Annotated in this window: 13 protein-coding genes and 1 pseudogene; 7 read left to right on the plus strand and 7 right to left on the minus strand. The window is 69.1% G+C overall.

Features of this window, described 5'->3' with window-relative positions; genetic code table 11:
* Positions 1 to 316, plus strand: a pseudogene (locus ACWF82_RS33760) (hypothetical protein); the annotation flags it as partial.
* A 211-nt stretch (positions 317 to 527) separates the two neighbouring features.
* Here the strand turns inward: ACWF82_RS33760 and ACWF82_RS33765 are convergent.
* Entirely contained in the window at positions 528 to 980 is a 453-nt protein-coding gene (locus ACWF82_RS33765; RefSeq protein WP_452507626.1) for an Rv3235 family protein, read from the minus strand.
* A 165-nt stretch (positions 981 to 1145) separates the two neighbouring features.
* Complete coding sequence (locus tag ACWF82_RS33770; protein WP_452507627.1) at positions 1146 to 1988, minus strand: DUF72 domain-containing protein; 843 nt, start codon at positions 1986 to 1988, stop codon at positions 1146 to 1148.
* A 104-nt stretch (positions 1989 to 2092) separates the two neighbouring features.
* On the opposite strand from ACWF82_RS33770, the gene ACWF82_RS33775 reads away from it, so the two are divergent.
* From ACWF82_RS33775 to ACWF82_RS33795, 5 genes are all read left to right on the plus strand, one after another.
* Positions 2093 to 3364: an MFS transporter gene (locus ACWF82_RS33775; RefSeq protein ID WP_452507628.1), complete on the plus strand. Its 1272-nt coding sequence runs from the start codon at positions 2093 to 2095 to the stop codon at positions 3362 to 3364.
* Positions 3361 to 3555 (plus strand): hypothetical protein, encoded by a 195-nt coding sequence (locus ACWF82_RS33780; RefSeq protein ID WP_452507629.1) that lies wholly within the window; start codon positions 3361 to 3363, stop codon positions 3553 to 3555. The genes ACWF82_RS33775 and ACWF82_RS33780 overlap by 4 nt, the downstream gene beginning before the upstream one ends.
* 89 nt (positions 3556 to 3644) lie before the next feature.
* Positions 3645 to 4190 carry a YceI family protein gene (locus ACWF82_RS33785; protein ID WP_452507630.1) on the plus strand — a complete coding sequence of 182 codons (546 nt, stop codon included), beginning with the start codon at positions 3645 to 3647 and terminating at the stop codon, positions 4188 to 4190.
* Between the two features lie 25 nt (positions 4191 to 4215).
* Complete coding sequence (locus ACWF82_RS33790; protein WP_452507631.1) at positions 4216 to 5421, plus strand: L,D-transpeptidase; 1206 nt, start codon at positions 4216 to 4218, stop codon at positions 5419 to 5421.
* Positions 5418 to 6740, plus strand: coding sequence for an LCP family protein (locus ACWF82_RS33795; protein WP_452507632.1), 1323 nt, complete (start codon positions 5418 to 5420; stop codon positions 6738 to 6740). Before ACWF82_RS33790 ends, ACWF82_RS33795 begins: the two co-directional genes overlap by 4 nt.
* Before the next feature lie 52 nt (positions 6741 to 6792).
* On the opposite strand, the gene fadD32 is transcribed toward ACWF82_RS33795, so the two are convergent.
* Positions 6793 to 8670, minus strand: coding sequence for a long-chain-fatty-acid--AMP ligase FadD32 (gene fadD32 / locus ACWF82_RS33800; RefSeq protein ID WP_452507638.1), 1878 nt, complete (start codon positions 8668 to 8670; stop codon positions 6793 to 6795).
* Positions 8671 to 8729: 59 nt separating this feature from the next.
* Positions 8730 to 9950 (minus strand): KasA/KasB family beta-ketoacyl-ACP synthase, encoded by a 1221-nt coding sequence (locus ACWF82_RS33805; RefSeq protein WP_452507633.1) that lies wholly within the window; start codon positions 9948 to 9950, stop codon positions 8730 to 8732.
* Positions 9951 to 10179: 229 nt separating this feature from the next.
* Here ACWF82_RS33805 and ACWF82_RS33810 point away from each other — a divergent pair, with 229 nt between their 5' ends.
* Positions 10180 to 11172, plus strand: coding sequence for an acyl-ACP desaturase (locus ACWF82_RS33810; protein WP_452507634.1), 993 nt, complete (start codon positions 10180 to 10182; stop codon positions 11170 to 11172).
* Positions 11173 to 11199: 27 nt separating this feature from the next.
* Here ACWF82_RS33810 and ACWF82_RS33815 read toward each other — a convergent pair whose 3' ends face one another.
* From ACWF82_RS33815 to ACWF82_RS33825, 3 genes are all read right to left on the minus strand, one after another.
* Positions 11200 to 12480: a diguanylate cyclase domain-containing protein gene (locus ACWF82_RS33815; RefSeq protein WP_452507635.1), complete on the minus strand. Its 1281-nt coding sequence runs from the start codon at positions 12478 to 12480 to the stop codon at positions 11200 to 11202.
* A gap of 37 nt (positions 12481 to 12517) precedes the next feature.
* Positions 12518 to 13327 carry an SAM-dependent methyltransferase gene (locus ACWF82_RS33820; protein WP_452507636.1) on the minus strand — a complete coding sequence of 270 codons (810 nt, stop codon included), beginning with the start codon at positions 13325 to 13327 and terminating at the stop codon, positions 12518 to 12520.
* Between the two features lie 106 nt (positions 13328 to 13433).
* Positions 13434 to 14063 (minus strand): YdcF family protein, encoded by a 630-nt coding sequence (locus ACWF82_RS33825; protein ID WP_452507637.1) that lies wholly within the window; start codon positions 14061 to 14063, stop codon positions 13434 to 13436.
* Positions 14064 to 14404 lie beyond the last annotated feature (341 nt).

Here is a 14404-nt window from a genome sequence, read left to right on the forward strand (position 1 = left end):
GGTGTGCGATATCGCCCGGGGGGTGGAATCCGGCCCCCCCCGCCCGGCCACGCGGCCCCCGAGCCACCCCGCGCCCTGGGGCGCCGTCGTCGACCGCATGGCCCATTTCGCCGCCCTCACCTACCGCGCGCTGGCCTGCGGCGCCGAATCCGAACTCCGCGCCGCGCAACTGCGCCTGCACGAACTGGGTTGCGGCTACGACGATCTCGTCGTCGAAGTAGCCAGCGGCGCGCGCCGCCTACCCGACGGCACCGACGGCGACGCGCCGGAAAGCGGTGGCGCACAACCAAGCCGCAACCGCCCACGCACCGAATAGCAGGTGGTGCGCTGCCCGAAGACCGGCCACGGAACCGGCGCACCACCGCACCACGGCCGCGCCAGGGTTTCAACCCACCCTCCCCCAGGTCGGCGCGGCACACGGACCCCGCTCCTCGGGCGGCGGGGCCCGTTCCCCCGGCCTCGCCACCACGCGCCATCGAGGCGGCACACCCATCGGAACCGGATGAGCCGCCCGGCGCTGACGTGTGTCAGAACAGTCGTAGCGCCACCAAACGCCAACGATCCTTGGTGTATTCGATGCGGCCCGCGATCGCCAGGGTTCGCGGGCCGCGCTGATAGGAGGCGAAGATCTCGGCGCCGCCCGGCTCGATCGAGGTCACCCGGACGTGCTTGACCGTGGCAGCGCCGAGGCTCCGGCCGGGGGCCAGGTCCTGGGTGAGCATGGTGCGCACCGATGCCAGGACTCGCGGGTCGGTGACCGCGCGCAGCTGGTCGGGCTTTCTGCGCCGGTCGACGACCTCGAGTACCAACCGCACCGACTGCTCGGCGAATCGCTGTGCCTCGGTATCGGATTCGGCTTCGTCGCGCCTGCTCCGCGTGCACGCCGCGCTGACCGCCCTGCGCACACCGAACGGGGCACCACCGGCGGCTCGACGGCGCACCGATCCCGGATATCGCTGCGGCACAGCGATATCCACCACCGCCCCCGACCGCATTCCCGCTGTTTCGAGGCCGGGCTCGCAATGCGGCGCACGCGCCAACGACATTCGCTCCGTAGACATCACTCGTCCCCTTCGAGTCCGCCCACCCACTCCCCAGTGCTGGCGCACAGCATGCCACGGGGGTCCGACAGGCGTCCGGGGAATTCAGAACAGGGTCATCGGTTCGTCTGGTTCGGGGGTCGGCTGCGGCGGGAGCTCCGGCACGACGGCACCGACCGCGTCGTGGAAGCGCCGGGCCAGCCCGCGGGCGGCGGCGTTGTCGGGGGTGTGCACGAACACCGTCGGTGAGCGGCCCTCGCGCAGCCACTGCGCGACCGTCTCCACCCACGGCTGCCATCCCGCGACGGTGCGGTCCTCGTCGGCGCGCCCGTGGTAGCGCACGATCGGATATTCGGTCAGTGCCCGCATCCGCCGCGGTACCCGTGGCTTCTTCGCCCGCGCCTCGTACTCCGACGGGTCGCCGGGCGGTCCGTCGAACAGCACGGTCGTGTCGAAGGGCACCCACTCGGCGCCGATCCGGCCCAGCACCCGTTCCAGCTGCACCGCGGCACGCTCGTCGGTGAAGAAGGCCGGATGACGCACCTCGACCGCACACCGCAGCCCGGCGGGCAGGTCACGCTGGAACCGGGCCAGCGCACCCAGATCGGTGGGCCCGAACGAGGCGGGCAACTGAATCCACAGGGCATGCACCCGCGACCCGAGCGGCGCCATCACATCGAGAAAGGCCGCCAACTCGGCCTGCGCGTCGACGAGCCTGCGCTCGTGGGTGACGGCGCGCGGCGGCTTGAGCACGAACCGGAAATCCGGCGCGGTCTGCCGGGCCCACGACTCGACGGTCGAGGCCGACGGCGTCGCGTAGAAGGTGGTGTTGCCCTCGACAGCGCCACAGTGCCCGGCGTAGGCGCGCAGCCGCTCCCCCGGCCCGGGCAACCGCTGCTGCCACCGCGGGTGCGTCCACATCGCACACCCGACCCGCAGCTCACGCACAGGCCGACGGTAGTACAGCGATCGGCCGCGCCTAAAATGAGACCGGTTGCCACCACTCGCCCCGTGAGCGTGCCCCGGTGCGCGCACGACGGAAAGGGCCTGTGATGGCGATTCTCACCAGTGAACGGCCCCATGCTGTCTCCAGCACGCGGACCCGCGCCTGGCTCGGTGTTTCCGCGGCGATGGTCGCGATCGCGTGGGGCGGCAACGAGTTCACGCCGCTGCTGGTGATGTACAAAAGCCACGGCCTGCCGCTGACGGCGGTCGACCTGCTGCTGTTCTACTACGTCCTCGGCATCGTGCCCGCGCTGCTCATCGGCGGCCCGCTCTCGGACCGGTTCGGCCGCCGCCCGCTGATGATGCCGGCCCCACTGATCGCGGCCGCCGGTTCGCTGCTGCTCGCGGCGGGCGCGGCCTCGGTCCCGATGCTGGCGGCCGGGCGGATGCTGTGCGGCGTCGCGCTCGGACTGGCGATGGCGGTCGGCGGCAGCTGGCTCAAGGAACTCTCCCAGCCGCCCTACGCCGTTGCCGCCGCCGGTGTCGGAGCCCGTCGCTCGGCCATGAGCCTGACCGCCGGGTTCGCGCTCGGTGCCGGTGTGGCCGGTGTGCTGGCGCAGTGGGGGCCGCTGCCCGATTCCACCGCCTATCTCGTCAACGCGGCGCTGTGCGTCGCCACCGCGGTCTGGCTGGCCAGGTCGCCGGAAACGGTGACGCGGCAGCCGAATCCGGGCAGGCTACGCGACGATCTGAAGATCCCGGCCGCCGGGCACCGCCGCTTCCTTCGGGTCGCGGTGCCGATCGCGCTGTGGCTGTTCACCGCCAACGCGACCGCCTACGCCGTGCTGCCGACGCTGATGCTGCCGCGCGTGCAAGGCGCCCCGATCGCCTTCTCCGCTCTGGTCACCATGGTGACGCTCGGCTGCGGTTTCACCATCCAATCGGTGGCCAGGCGGATCGACCGGCCCGGCACCGCCCGCGCCGCGGTCCTGGCCCTGGTGCTGCTCACCGCGGGCATGGTGCTGGCGTCGTGGACGGCGGCCACTCTGAGCATCTGGGTGACGCTGCTGACCGCCGTCGTGCTCGGCAGCGGGTACGGCATCGGCCTGGTCGCCGGATTGCAGCAGATCGAGCGGATCGCGGGTCCCGGTGACCTGGCCGGGCTCAACGCCGTCTTCTACTCGGTGAGCTACCTCGGCTTCGGTGTGCCCGCCGTCCTGTCCGCCCTGCACGGCGGCTTCGGCTTCGGCTATCCCGCCATGTATCTGGTCGTCGCGCTGATCGCCGCGGCCTGCCTCGCGCTGGTGGCCGCGAACTATCGCGAGCCGATCGCCTCGATTGTCCGGCCCGAGCCCAGCGACAGCGAGGTGCGGGCATGACCGCGAACCCGGTCGAAACCTTGCGCCGCTGGCAGGATTCCGGTGCGATCTGGCGGGTGCTCGCCCGCCGCGCCGACTCGGTGACGATCGGCCTGTTCGAATGCACCGGCGGTCAGGAAGTCGACCGGTTCACCTCGGCCGATCCGGCGCTGCTGCGATTCCTCGGCGAACGCACCAGCAGCGAGGACTGACCGCCGGGCGGGTGCGGGGTTAGGCTGGTTGCCGTCATCGCTTCACATCACGTCGGCCACGCGGCCGGTTCGCTCGGTGAGGAGAGATCATGTCGGCAACTACCCAGGGCCTGTCCGCGGGAACGTGGGTCATCGACCGAAGTCATTCGGCTCTGCAATTCTCCGTGCGCCATCTGATGGTGAGCAAGGTGCGCGGACGCTTCACGATCTTCTCCGGCGCGCTGGCCGTCCATCCCGACGGCACCGCCGACGCGGTGGTCGAGATACAGGTCGATTCGGTCACCACCGACAATCCGCAGCGCGACGAGCACCTGGCCACCGCCGACTACTTCGACGTCACCCACTATCCCGTCGCCACGTTCACGGCCACCGACTTCCGTCCTCTCGGCGACGAGTTCGAGGTCACCGGCGACTTCACCATCCGCGGTACCACCCACCCGGTCACCCTGCACGTGGAATTCCTCGGCGCGGGCCCCGGCATGGGCGACGCGCCGGTCGCGGGCTTCACCGCCACCGCCAGCATCAACCGCCGTGATTTCGGCATCACCACCGAGATGCCGATGGCCAACGGCGGCGTCGTGGTCGGCGAGAAGATCGCCCTCACACTCGACATCGAGGTCGGCCTACAGGACTGACCCGGCACCGAGGACAGGAGGGCGTATGGCAGGACGTCGTTTCCTGGCCGGGTTCGCAGCCGGCCTCACGCTGGTCGGCACGGCCTGTAGCGGTTCGAGCGAGCCGGGATCCGACTCCGCCGACCCGCCCACCGCCGTCATCTCGGTCGAGCCGACGGCGGGCACGACCGAGGTCGACCCGCTCAGTCCGGTCCGGGTCACCACCAGCGACGGCACACTCACCTCGGTCACCATGACCAACGAGCAGGGCCGCACGGTCGAGGGCGTCTTCACCCCCGACCAGACGGCGTGGAAACCCTCCGAACCGCTCGGTTACGGCCGCACCTACACCGTCGTCGCCGAAGCGCTCACCGTCACCGGCCCGATCGGGCCGATCACCTCGTCGTTCTCCACACTCGCGCCCAACAATCAGACGAAGGTGTCCTTCCGGACCACCGGTGGCGAGGCGCTGTCCCCGTCGGACAGCTTCGGCGTCGGCACCGTCGTCGTCGCGCACTTCGACGAGGACGTGCCCGACCGCGCCACGGCCGAACGGCACCTCAGCGTCACCACCGACCCGCCGGTGACCGGCTCCTGGTACTGGCTCGACAACCGCAACGCCCACTGGCGGCCGCAGAACTACTACCCGCCCGGCACCACGGTCACTCTCGCCGCCGACATCTACGGCAAGGACCTGGGCGGCGGCTTGTACGGCCAGGAGGACACCAGGACCAGCTTCACGATCGGACCGGCACACGTCTCGATCGTCGACGACAACGACAAGCAGGTCCAGGTGTTCGAGAACGGCACCCTGATCCGCACCATGCCCACCTCGATGGGGCGAGGCGGCAGCGAGGTGGTGGCAGGCAAGACGATCACCTTCTGGACCCAGCCCGGCATCTACACCGTCATGGACAAGGCCAACCCGGTGATCATGGATTCCTCCACCTACGGCCTGCCGGTGAACTCCCGGCTCGGCTACAAGGAGACCATCGGCTGGGCGACCAGGATCAGCGCCGACGGCATCTATCTGCACCAACTCGACGACACCATCTGGGCGCAGGGCAACACCAACGTCTCCCACGGCTGCCTCAATCTCAGCGGCGAGAACGCCCGATGGTTCTACAACTTCTCCCAGCCCGGCGATGTGGTGGAGATCCGCAACACCGGCGGCGCGCCGCTCGATGTGTGGCAGAACGGAGATTGGAGCGTGCCATGGGAACAGTGGCAGGCAGGTAGTGCACTGCGGTGAACCGAGACGACGACACGGCGCCCATACCACGCCTGGAAACGCCAAGACCCGGACCGCAGCGCGTCGGCAACCAGGTCCCCGCCACCAGCCGCACGCCCCGGCCCGGACGCGTGCGCCGGGCGGGCCTGATCGCGGCCAGGATGATCGGCGCTACGATCGCACTGGCAGTCTTCGCCGGCACCGGCCTGTCCTGGTCGGCGAAGAACGACTTCGATTCCGGTTTCACCCATTCCACCGCGCTCGGCACCGACGCCCCTCGCTCGCGCGGCGGCGCCGTCAACATCCTGCTGATCGGCCTGGACACCCGCAAGGACCTCAACGGCAACGACCTGCCGAAACAGATCCTGGAACAGCTGCACGCCGGCGACGGCACCGAGGGCGGCTACAACGCGAATTCGCTCATCCTGCTGCACATCCCGGCCGACCTGAGCAAGATCGTCGCGTTCTCCATCCCGCGCGACAACTACGTGCCGGTGACGGGCATCCCCGGTTATCGGCAGATCAAGATCAAGGAGGCGTACGGCCTGAAGAAGGCCGCGGTGCAGGCGAAGCTGATCGAGCAGGGCGAAACGGACCCGGTGCTGCTGGAGCGCCGTGGCCGCGAGGCGGGTCGCGCGTCGATCGTGTCCACCGTGCGCAATCTGGTCGGGGTGCCGATCGACCGGTTCGCCGAGATCTCATTGGCCGGGTTCTACGACCTGGCGACCGCGATCGGCGGCGTCGATGTCTGCCTGAACAACGCGGTCGACGACAGCGAGTTCTCCGGTGCGGTGTTCCCGGCGGGCCGCCAGCACCTCGACGGCTCCGAAGCCCTGGCCTTCGTGCGGCAACGCCACGGTCTGCACAACGGCGACCTCGATCGCACGCACCGCCAGCAGGCGTTCCTCACCTCGGTGGCCAAGTCGCTCAGGGATTCCGGCACGCTCACCAATCTGAGCAGGCTCTCGGCACTGATGGACATGGCGCACAAGGACATCGTGCTCTCCGACGGCTGGAATCTGTTCGACTTCGCCCGCGAGCTCGGCGCGGCGGGCACGCTGCCGGTAGAGTTCCGCACGCTGCCGGTGGTGCGCTACGACGTGATCGACGGCCAGGACGTCAATATCGTCGACGCGGCCGCGATCAAACGGGAGGTGCGGGCGGCGTTCGGGCTGGAAGCGCCGACCACCACCACGGCGCCGATTCCGGCCGATGTCGTCGATGTGCCCGCCGCGCTCGGCCCTGCGACAACCGCACCGGCCACTTCGGCCCCGCCGCTACCCGACACCGGAAAACCGGTGACCACCACCATCGGCGGCACCATTCCCTGCGTCAACTGACCACGGCCACAACGCGGTTCGGCCACCGGAACCCCGGTGGCCGAACTGTCTCTCACTCCTCTGGCGCGTCCGGATAGGCGTCCTGCCGATGCCCGCCGCGCAATGTGCCGTCCAGATACGCCGCCTTGCAGGCCCGCCGGGCGATCTTGCCGCTCGATGTGCGCGGGATCGACCCCGCGGGCACCAGCAGCAGGTCACGCACGGTGACACCATGCCTGCGCGCGATCGCCACCCGCACCGTGTCCACGATCGGCCCCGGGTCGAGTTTCGCCGCGCCCGTCCCGCGTTCGGCGACGATCACCAGCTGCTCGGCCGCCTCGTCGGCCGGGCCGCCCGCCTCGAGCACCGGCGCGGGCAGCTCCCCGGCCGGTACCGAGAAGGCCGCGACGAACCCGGGCCGCAGCGCCGTGCTCGCCTCCTGGGCGGAGTACTCGAGGTCCTGCGGGTAGTGGTTGCGGCCGTCGACGATCACCAGGTCCTTCACGCGGCCGGTGATGAACAGCTCGCCGTCGTGGTAGGCGCCGAAGTCGCCGGTGCGCATCCACCGCGCGTCGTCCGGCGCGCCCTCGGCTCTGCTGCCCGCGGGGTTGCGGGTCACCCGGTTGTGGAAGGTCTCCGCGGTCTCCCCCGGCCTGCCCCAGTACCCGATGCCCATATTGTCGCCGTGCAGCCAGATCTCGCCGACCTCGCCGTCCCTGCGCTCGATCCCGGTCGCCGGGTCGACGATCACCGCCCACTGCGAGCGCGCGACGTACCCGCACGACACCTGCGCGACCGCGCCGGCGGAATGCTCGTCGACCGCGACCATCCGGCCCTCGTTCAGCTGCCCGCGATCGACGTAGACCACCCTGGCCTCGTCGTCGCGTCTGGTCGCCGAGACGAACAGCGTCGCCTCGGCCATCCCGTAGCAGGGCTTGATCGCGTTCTTGGACAACCCGTAGGGCGCGAAAGCCTCGTTGAACTTGCGCATGGAGGCCACCGACACCGGCTCGCTGCCGTTGATCAGGCCGATCACGTTCGACAGGTCCAGCGATTCGCCGCCCTTGGGCAGCCCGCGCACCGCCGCGTGCTCGAAGGCGAAGTTCGGTGCCGCCGAATAGATCTCGGCACCGTCGGCCTGGGCCGCCAGTTCCTTGATCCAGCGCGACGGCCTGCGCACGAACGCGCTCGGCGACATGATGGTGATGAACTTGCCGCCGATCGTCGGCAGGATCACCGTCAGCAGCCCCATGTCGTGGAACAGCGGCAACCAGGTGACCCCGCGCGCGTTCTCGGTGATGCCGATCGCGTCGATCATCTGCAGCAGATTGGTGCCGACCGCGCGATGAGTGATCTCGACGCCCGCGGGCACCCGGGTGGACCCGGAGGTGTACTGCAGGTAGGCGACGCTGTCGATATTGATGTCGGGCCTGCGCCAGGTCGCGCCGACGGTGTCCGGAATCGCCTCGACCGCGATGATCCTCGGCCGTTGCGCGGCGGGCTGTTCACGGAAGAACTTGCGCACGCCCGCCGCCGCGGTGCCGACGGTGAGCACCGCGACCGGCTCGCAATCGCCGAGTACGGCGTGCAGCCGGTCGCTGTGGCCCTGCTCCTCCGGATCGAACAGCGGCACGGCCACATTCCCCGCGTACACCGCCGCGAACAGCGCGACGACGTAGTCCAGGCCCTGCGGCGCGAGCACCGCGACCCGGTCACCGGGCGAAGTCACCTGTTGCAGCCGCGCGGCCACCGCGCGCAGCCTGACCCCGAATTCCCGCCAGGTCAGCTCCTGGTATTCGCCCTCACGTTCCCGTGAATAGTCGATGAAGCGATAGGCCAGATCGTCCCCGTTGGCCTCGCTGTGTTTGTCGACGAAGTCGATCAAGGTCTGGTTACCCGGAATCCGGATGTTGCCCAGTTCGTCCACATAGTCGTCGAAAGTCTCGCCGATCATTCCCTATCCTTTTCAACGCACAATGCATCTGTAGGAGGCGCCGCCGTGGCGAAGAGTCAATACCGCCCGAAGGCGACGGCGACGTTGTGCCCGCCGAATCCGAAGGAGTTGTTCACCGCGTAATCGATCCGCCCGCGCCGGGCCTCGCCGCGGACAACGTCCAGATCGATCTCGGGGTCCTGGTTGTCCAGGTTGAGGGTGGGCGGAATGATGCTGTCGCGCACGCTCAGTACGGTCAGCACCGCCTCGAGCGCGCCGACCGCGCCGATCGAATGCCCGAGCGCCGACTTGGGCGCGTACACCGACGCGTGCGAGCCGATCGCCTTGCCGATCGCGTTCGCCTCGGCGCTGTCGCCGATGGGCGTCGCCGTCGCGTGGGCGTTGATGTGGGTGACGTCGGTGCGGCTGATCCCGCCGGTCTGCATCGCCCGCGTCATCGCCCGCGCCGCGCCGGTGCCCTCGGGATCCGGTGCGACGAGGTGGAATCCGTCGGAGGTGACGCCGGCCCCGAGCAAGCGCGCGTGGATCGTCGCGCCGCGGGCCTTGGCGTGCGCCTCGGTCTCGATCACCATCATCGCGCCCGCCTCGCCGAAGACGAAGCCGTCGCGATCGGCGTCGAACGGGCGCGAGGCCGCCTTGGGGTCGTCGTTGCGGGTGCTCATGGCGCGCATCTGGGTGAACGCCGCGATCGGCACCGCCTGGATAGACCCCTCGACACCGCCGGTCACCACCATGTCGGCGTCGCCCATCATGATCATCCGCCAGGCGTTGGCGATCGCCTCCGACCCCGACGAGCAGGCCGAGACCGGCGTGGAAACACCGGCACGCGCGCCCAATTCGAGGCCGACGCAGGCGGCGGGACCGTTGGGCATGATCGTCTGCACGGTCAGCGGCGAGACCTTGCGGTAGCCGCCGTTGCCGAGCCTGTCACGCGCGTAGATCAGGGATTCCGCGCCGCCGAGTCCGGTGCCGACCGAGACGCCGAGCCGGTCGCGATCCACCTCGGGATTGCCCGCGTTGCGCCACACCTCGCGACCGAGGACCACGGCCATCTGCTCGACATAGGACAGCCTGCGCGCCTCCTCGCGGGTGAGCGAGGCGGCCGGGGCGATCTTCAGGTGACCGCCGATCCGCACCGGCAGGTCGAAATCGTCGACGAAGGAGTCCTCCAGGACGTCGATGCCGCTTTCGCCGTTGAGCAGACCCTTCCAGGTCGAGTCGACGTCGCCCGCGATCGACGTGGTCGCCGCCAGGCTCGTGACCACGATATCCGTCATATTTTCGCTCACTCTCTCTAGCTATGCCACGACTGGATCGGGAACCGCTGATGGAGCTGAACTGGTGGAGCGTATATGCAGTCGGCGCGACGCGCCCAAATTCAGAAACAGTGCCCTCCGCACCGTGTCGTTCGGAGGCGCGTTGCGCCGGGTCTATCCTCGGCGACGACGGGCAACAATACCGGACCAGCGCAACTCTTGCTTTTCACTTCACGGAAAGGGCACGAGCTTGGCCAGGAACCTCACGCAATTGGAACTGCTCATCGAACTCGAACCGGTCGCCGCGAGCAATGTCGACCGTCATCTGTCGATGGCCAAAGACTGGCACCCGCACGACTACGTGCCGTGGGACCAGGGCCGCAACTTCGCCGCCATGAGCGGAATCGACTGGGACCCAGAGCAATCCACGCTCAGCGACCTCGCCAAGGCGGCGATGATCACCAATCTGCTCACCGAGGACAATCTGCCGTCCTACCACCGGGAGCTCGCCGAGAACTTCTCCAAGGACGGCGCGTGGGGCACCTGGGTCGGCCGCTGGACCGCCGAGGAGAACCGCCACGGCATCGTGATGCGTGACTACCTCGTGGTCACTCGCGGCGTCGACCCGGTGGCTCTCGAGCAGGCGCGGATGATCCACATGACGAACGGATACTCGGTGATGGCCGTCGTCGACGAAAAGGCGGGCGGCGTCGACATCAGGGCCAACGCCGTGGCAGGCATGCTGTACTCCGTTGCCTACGTGACCTTCCAGGAACTGGCCACCCGGGTCAGCCACCGCAATACCGGTCGCGTCTGCGACGACCCGATCGCCGACCGCATGCTCGCCCGCATCGCCGCCGACGAGAACCTGCACATGATCTTCTATCGCAACCTCTGCGCCGCCGCACTGGATCTGGCGCCCGACCAGGCCATCGAGGCGATCAACACGATCGTGCAGGGCTTCCAGATGCCCGGTGCCGGCATGCCGGGCTGGCGGCGCAACGGCGTGCTGATGGCCAAGCACGGTATCTACGACCTGCGCCAGCACCTGGACGAGGTCCTGCTGCCGGTCCTGCGCAAGTGGAACATCTTCGAGCGCACCGACTTCAGCGCACGGGGCGAGCGGGCGCGCGAGGACCTCGCGGCCTTCCTCGACCGGCTCCGCGTCGACGTGGCGCGCTTCGAGGAGCAGCGCGACCGCTCGCTCGCTCGCGCCGCGGAACGCGGCCGCCAGCTCGTCTAGGGCGGTGGCACCGATCCGGCCCGGCCGCTACCGGGCCGGATAGCGGCGCGTGTCGTGCTTGTGGCGGTACATCGCCGAATCGGCCGCGTGCACCAATTCGTCGACCGTGCCGGATAGTTCGTCGAAGTAGGCGGCGCCGATACTCACGCCCACCGCCAGAATGTGCCCGTCCACTTCGAGCGGCGCCGTCAGCGCCGACATCAGATCGTCGGCCAGCTCCACCAATTGCGCCTCCCCCGAACAGTTCTCCACCAGCACCAGGAACTCGTCACCGCCGATCCTGGCGGCCATCGCGTCCAGCGGGCGGACACCGTCGCGCATCCGGTCGGCGACGACCCGCAGCACCCGGTCACCGACCGTGTGCCCCCAGAGATCGTTGATCTCCTTGAACCCGTCCAGGTCCAGGTAGCAGACCCCGATCGGCGGCTCGGCGTCGGTAAGACGGCTGAACAGGTGCGGACGGTTGGGCAAGCCGGTGAGAGCGTCGTGGTTCGCGTCGTGCCACAGCCGGTCGGCGAGCTGTTTGCGCTCGGTGACGTCGACCGCGACGCCGATCAGGAACCGGATATTGCCGTCGGCGTCGCGCACCGCCGACATCGACAGGTCGATGACGGTGACCTCGCCGTCGTCGTGCAGATGCTCGGTCTCGGTGCGGAAGCTCTCGGTTTCACCGCTGACCATGCGCTGCAGTTCGACGAACGCGTGATTGAGATTCTGCGGGCCGAGGATGTCGGCGACGGTCCGGCCCGGCATCGTCTCCGGGGTGTGGCCGAGCATCTCGGCCATGGTGGCATTGCAGTTCACCACCCGGCCGGACAGGTCGACGGTGCCGATGCCGACCAGGGCGCCGTCGAATACCGCCTCGAACCGGGCTTCCGACAGCGCCCGGCGACTCTCGGCTTCCTGCGCCGCCGCGAGCACCGCGGCCAAGGTCGACTCCTGCTCAGCCAAGGCCGCTGTCCGCAGTGCCCCGGTGAAGCCGGCGGCGAAGTCGGCGGCCAGACCGATCACGCGGTCCCGAACCTCGGGCAGCGCCGGATCGTCGGGCCCGTCGGTGGCGATGGTGACCAGGTCCTCGCAGATCACCCGCACCGATCGGCTCACCGCCGCCGGATCACGATAGTTGGCCGCGACCAGCATCCTGGCGGCCCGACGGGCGACATCAGGATCTTCGCCACCGCGCGCCGCGTCGATCAGCCCGGTGCACAGGGCGGCGAGCATCTCCTCGATCTGGGAGCGGTTGAGCGTGGGAGCGACGACGCCGTCGAGGGCATCGGCCCACCGCTGCGCCAGCTCCCACGACCCCACTACTCGTCCACCCTCATCTCATACCACCGAACGCAGCTCATTCCTTGCGCGCAACCCCGGCAAGGCCGAGCGATCGGCCCGGCTTCTCGTGCTGGTCCCGCTCCGACTCCGGCCGCCACGCCGGCAGCGCGACGACACCGGGCGACACCATGCCCCAACCCTGAAACATCGCCACGATCGCGTCCTCGGACCGGAATCGGATGCCGACCCTGGTCTCGTTGGCGGAGTGCTCTCCCAGCTTACCGGCATCCTCCGGCCGCATCGCGGAGGTGAGATGTGAAATGGCTATGAAACTGCCCGGTGCGACCACCTCGCGCAGCGCCGCGACCTTGCCCGCCGGATCGTCCTCGTCCTGCACCAGGTGCAGCACCGCGATCAGCAGCAGCCCGACCGGCTCGTCGAAGTCGATGAGACCGGTCTCGCGCACCGCGGCGATCAGCTCGCCGGACTTGCGCAGATCGGCCTCGATCGCGCCCGCCCGCTCCCTGCCCTGCAGGATCGTCCGGGAGTGGACGACCGCGACCGGGTCGATGTCGACATAGAGCACCCGCGCCTCGGGGTCGATCTCGTGCACGATCTCGTGCACATTGCCCGCGGTGGGGATGCCGGAGCCGATGTCGAGGAACTGCCGGATCCCGGCGTCGAGCATGAAGCGCACCGCCCGGCGAAGAAAGGCCCGGTTGCTCAGCGCCAGACGCGGCAGATCGGGGACGAGCTTGGTCCCCATCTCCGCCGCCATCCGGTCGATGGCGAAATTGTGCGAGCCGCCGAGCAAGGCGTCATACATCCGAGCCGGGCTCGGATGCTGCATATCGACGCCCTCCGGTGCCCACGCAGGCCTGTCCATCGCATACCCCTGTCCAGTCGCGGCACCACCGCACCCCGCGACGACGCCAGACGCATCGTAGTGCGCGACACCGACTTCGGCGCGCCCGAACGCTAACTTGCCGACACTAACTTCCCGCGCCGAACGGCTGCGCCCACAGCGGAGCCACATCCGGCGTCATCGTCGCGACCACCGGGATGCCCGCGGCCAGGAAGTTGTCCAGTGCCCGGCGCATGTGATCGGCGGAGGTGATGAGCACGGCCTTGTGCACGCCGAGCGCCTCCATCAACTTCGCGGAGAACTCCGCGTTCTGCACGGTCGAACCCGCCTGGGTCTCGGTGTAGATCCGCTGCCTTGCCACCCCGCGGATATTGAGCCAGTCCGCCATCACCTGCGCCTCGGTGACACCGTTGCGTGGATTCCCGCCGGTGACGATCACCGGAGAAGCGGGTGACATGAACGCCTGGACCAACGCGGCCTGCAGCCGGTTGCTCAGCTCCGTGCGCATGGTGCCGTCCGGCAGCAGCCCGTAGCCGAGCACCACGATCGCGGTCTCGGGGCCGTAGGAGTCGGGCAGATCGATACCGGCAACGCCCGCAACGGAATTCGCGGCACCCGCGATGCCCTCGGCGATGCCGGCGAGCGGCTCGGGCGAAGGCGCGGCGAGCGCGGGCGCCGCGGTGGCTATCGCGCCGATCAGGGCAGCGGGCAGCGCGAAGGCGGCCGCGCCGCGGCGCACAGACTTGTGAGTGAACAACCAATCCATGGTGACCTCCCGAAGCAACGTCGCACCATGGTCGCTGACCATGCCGCGCCGTACGGAGGTTTTGTGAAATATTGATGGTTCGGACCGCAATCCCCCGATTCTGGGGGCTCGTCCGCCTCTCCGAGACCTTGGCCGACAGCCCAGGAGCCGGTCGGCATCCGATCGGGCTTGCGGGTAGTCGGTAGTCACGCTTCGGAGGTACCCGGCGAGTTACCCATGTGCTCACGAAATCAGTCATCCGGGAACGCAAAAAGGCCCCCAGCATGATGCTGGGGGCCTTTCGCAATGATGTTCCGGCGGTGTCCTACTCTCCCACACCCTGTCGAGTGCAG

It is taken from the genome of Nocardia sp. NPDC055053 (assembly GCF_053608285.1).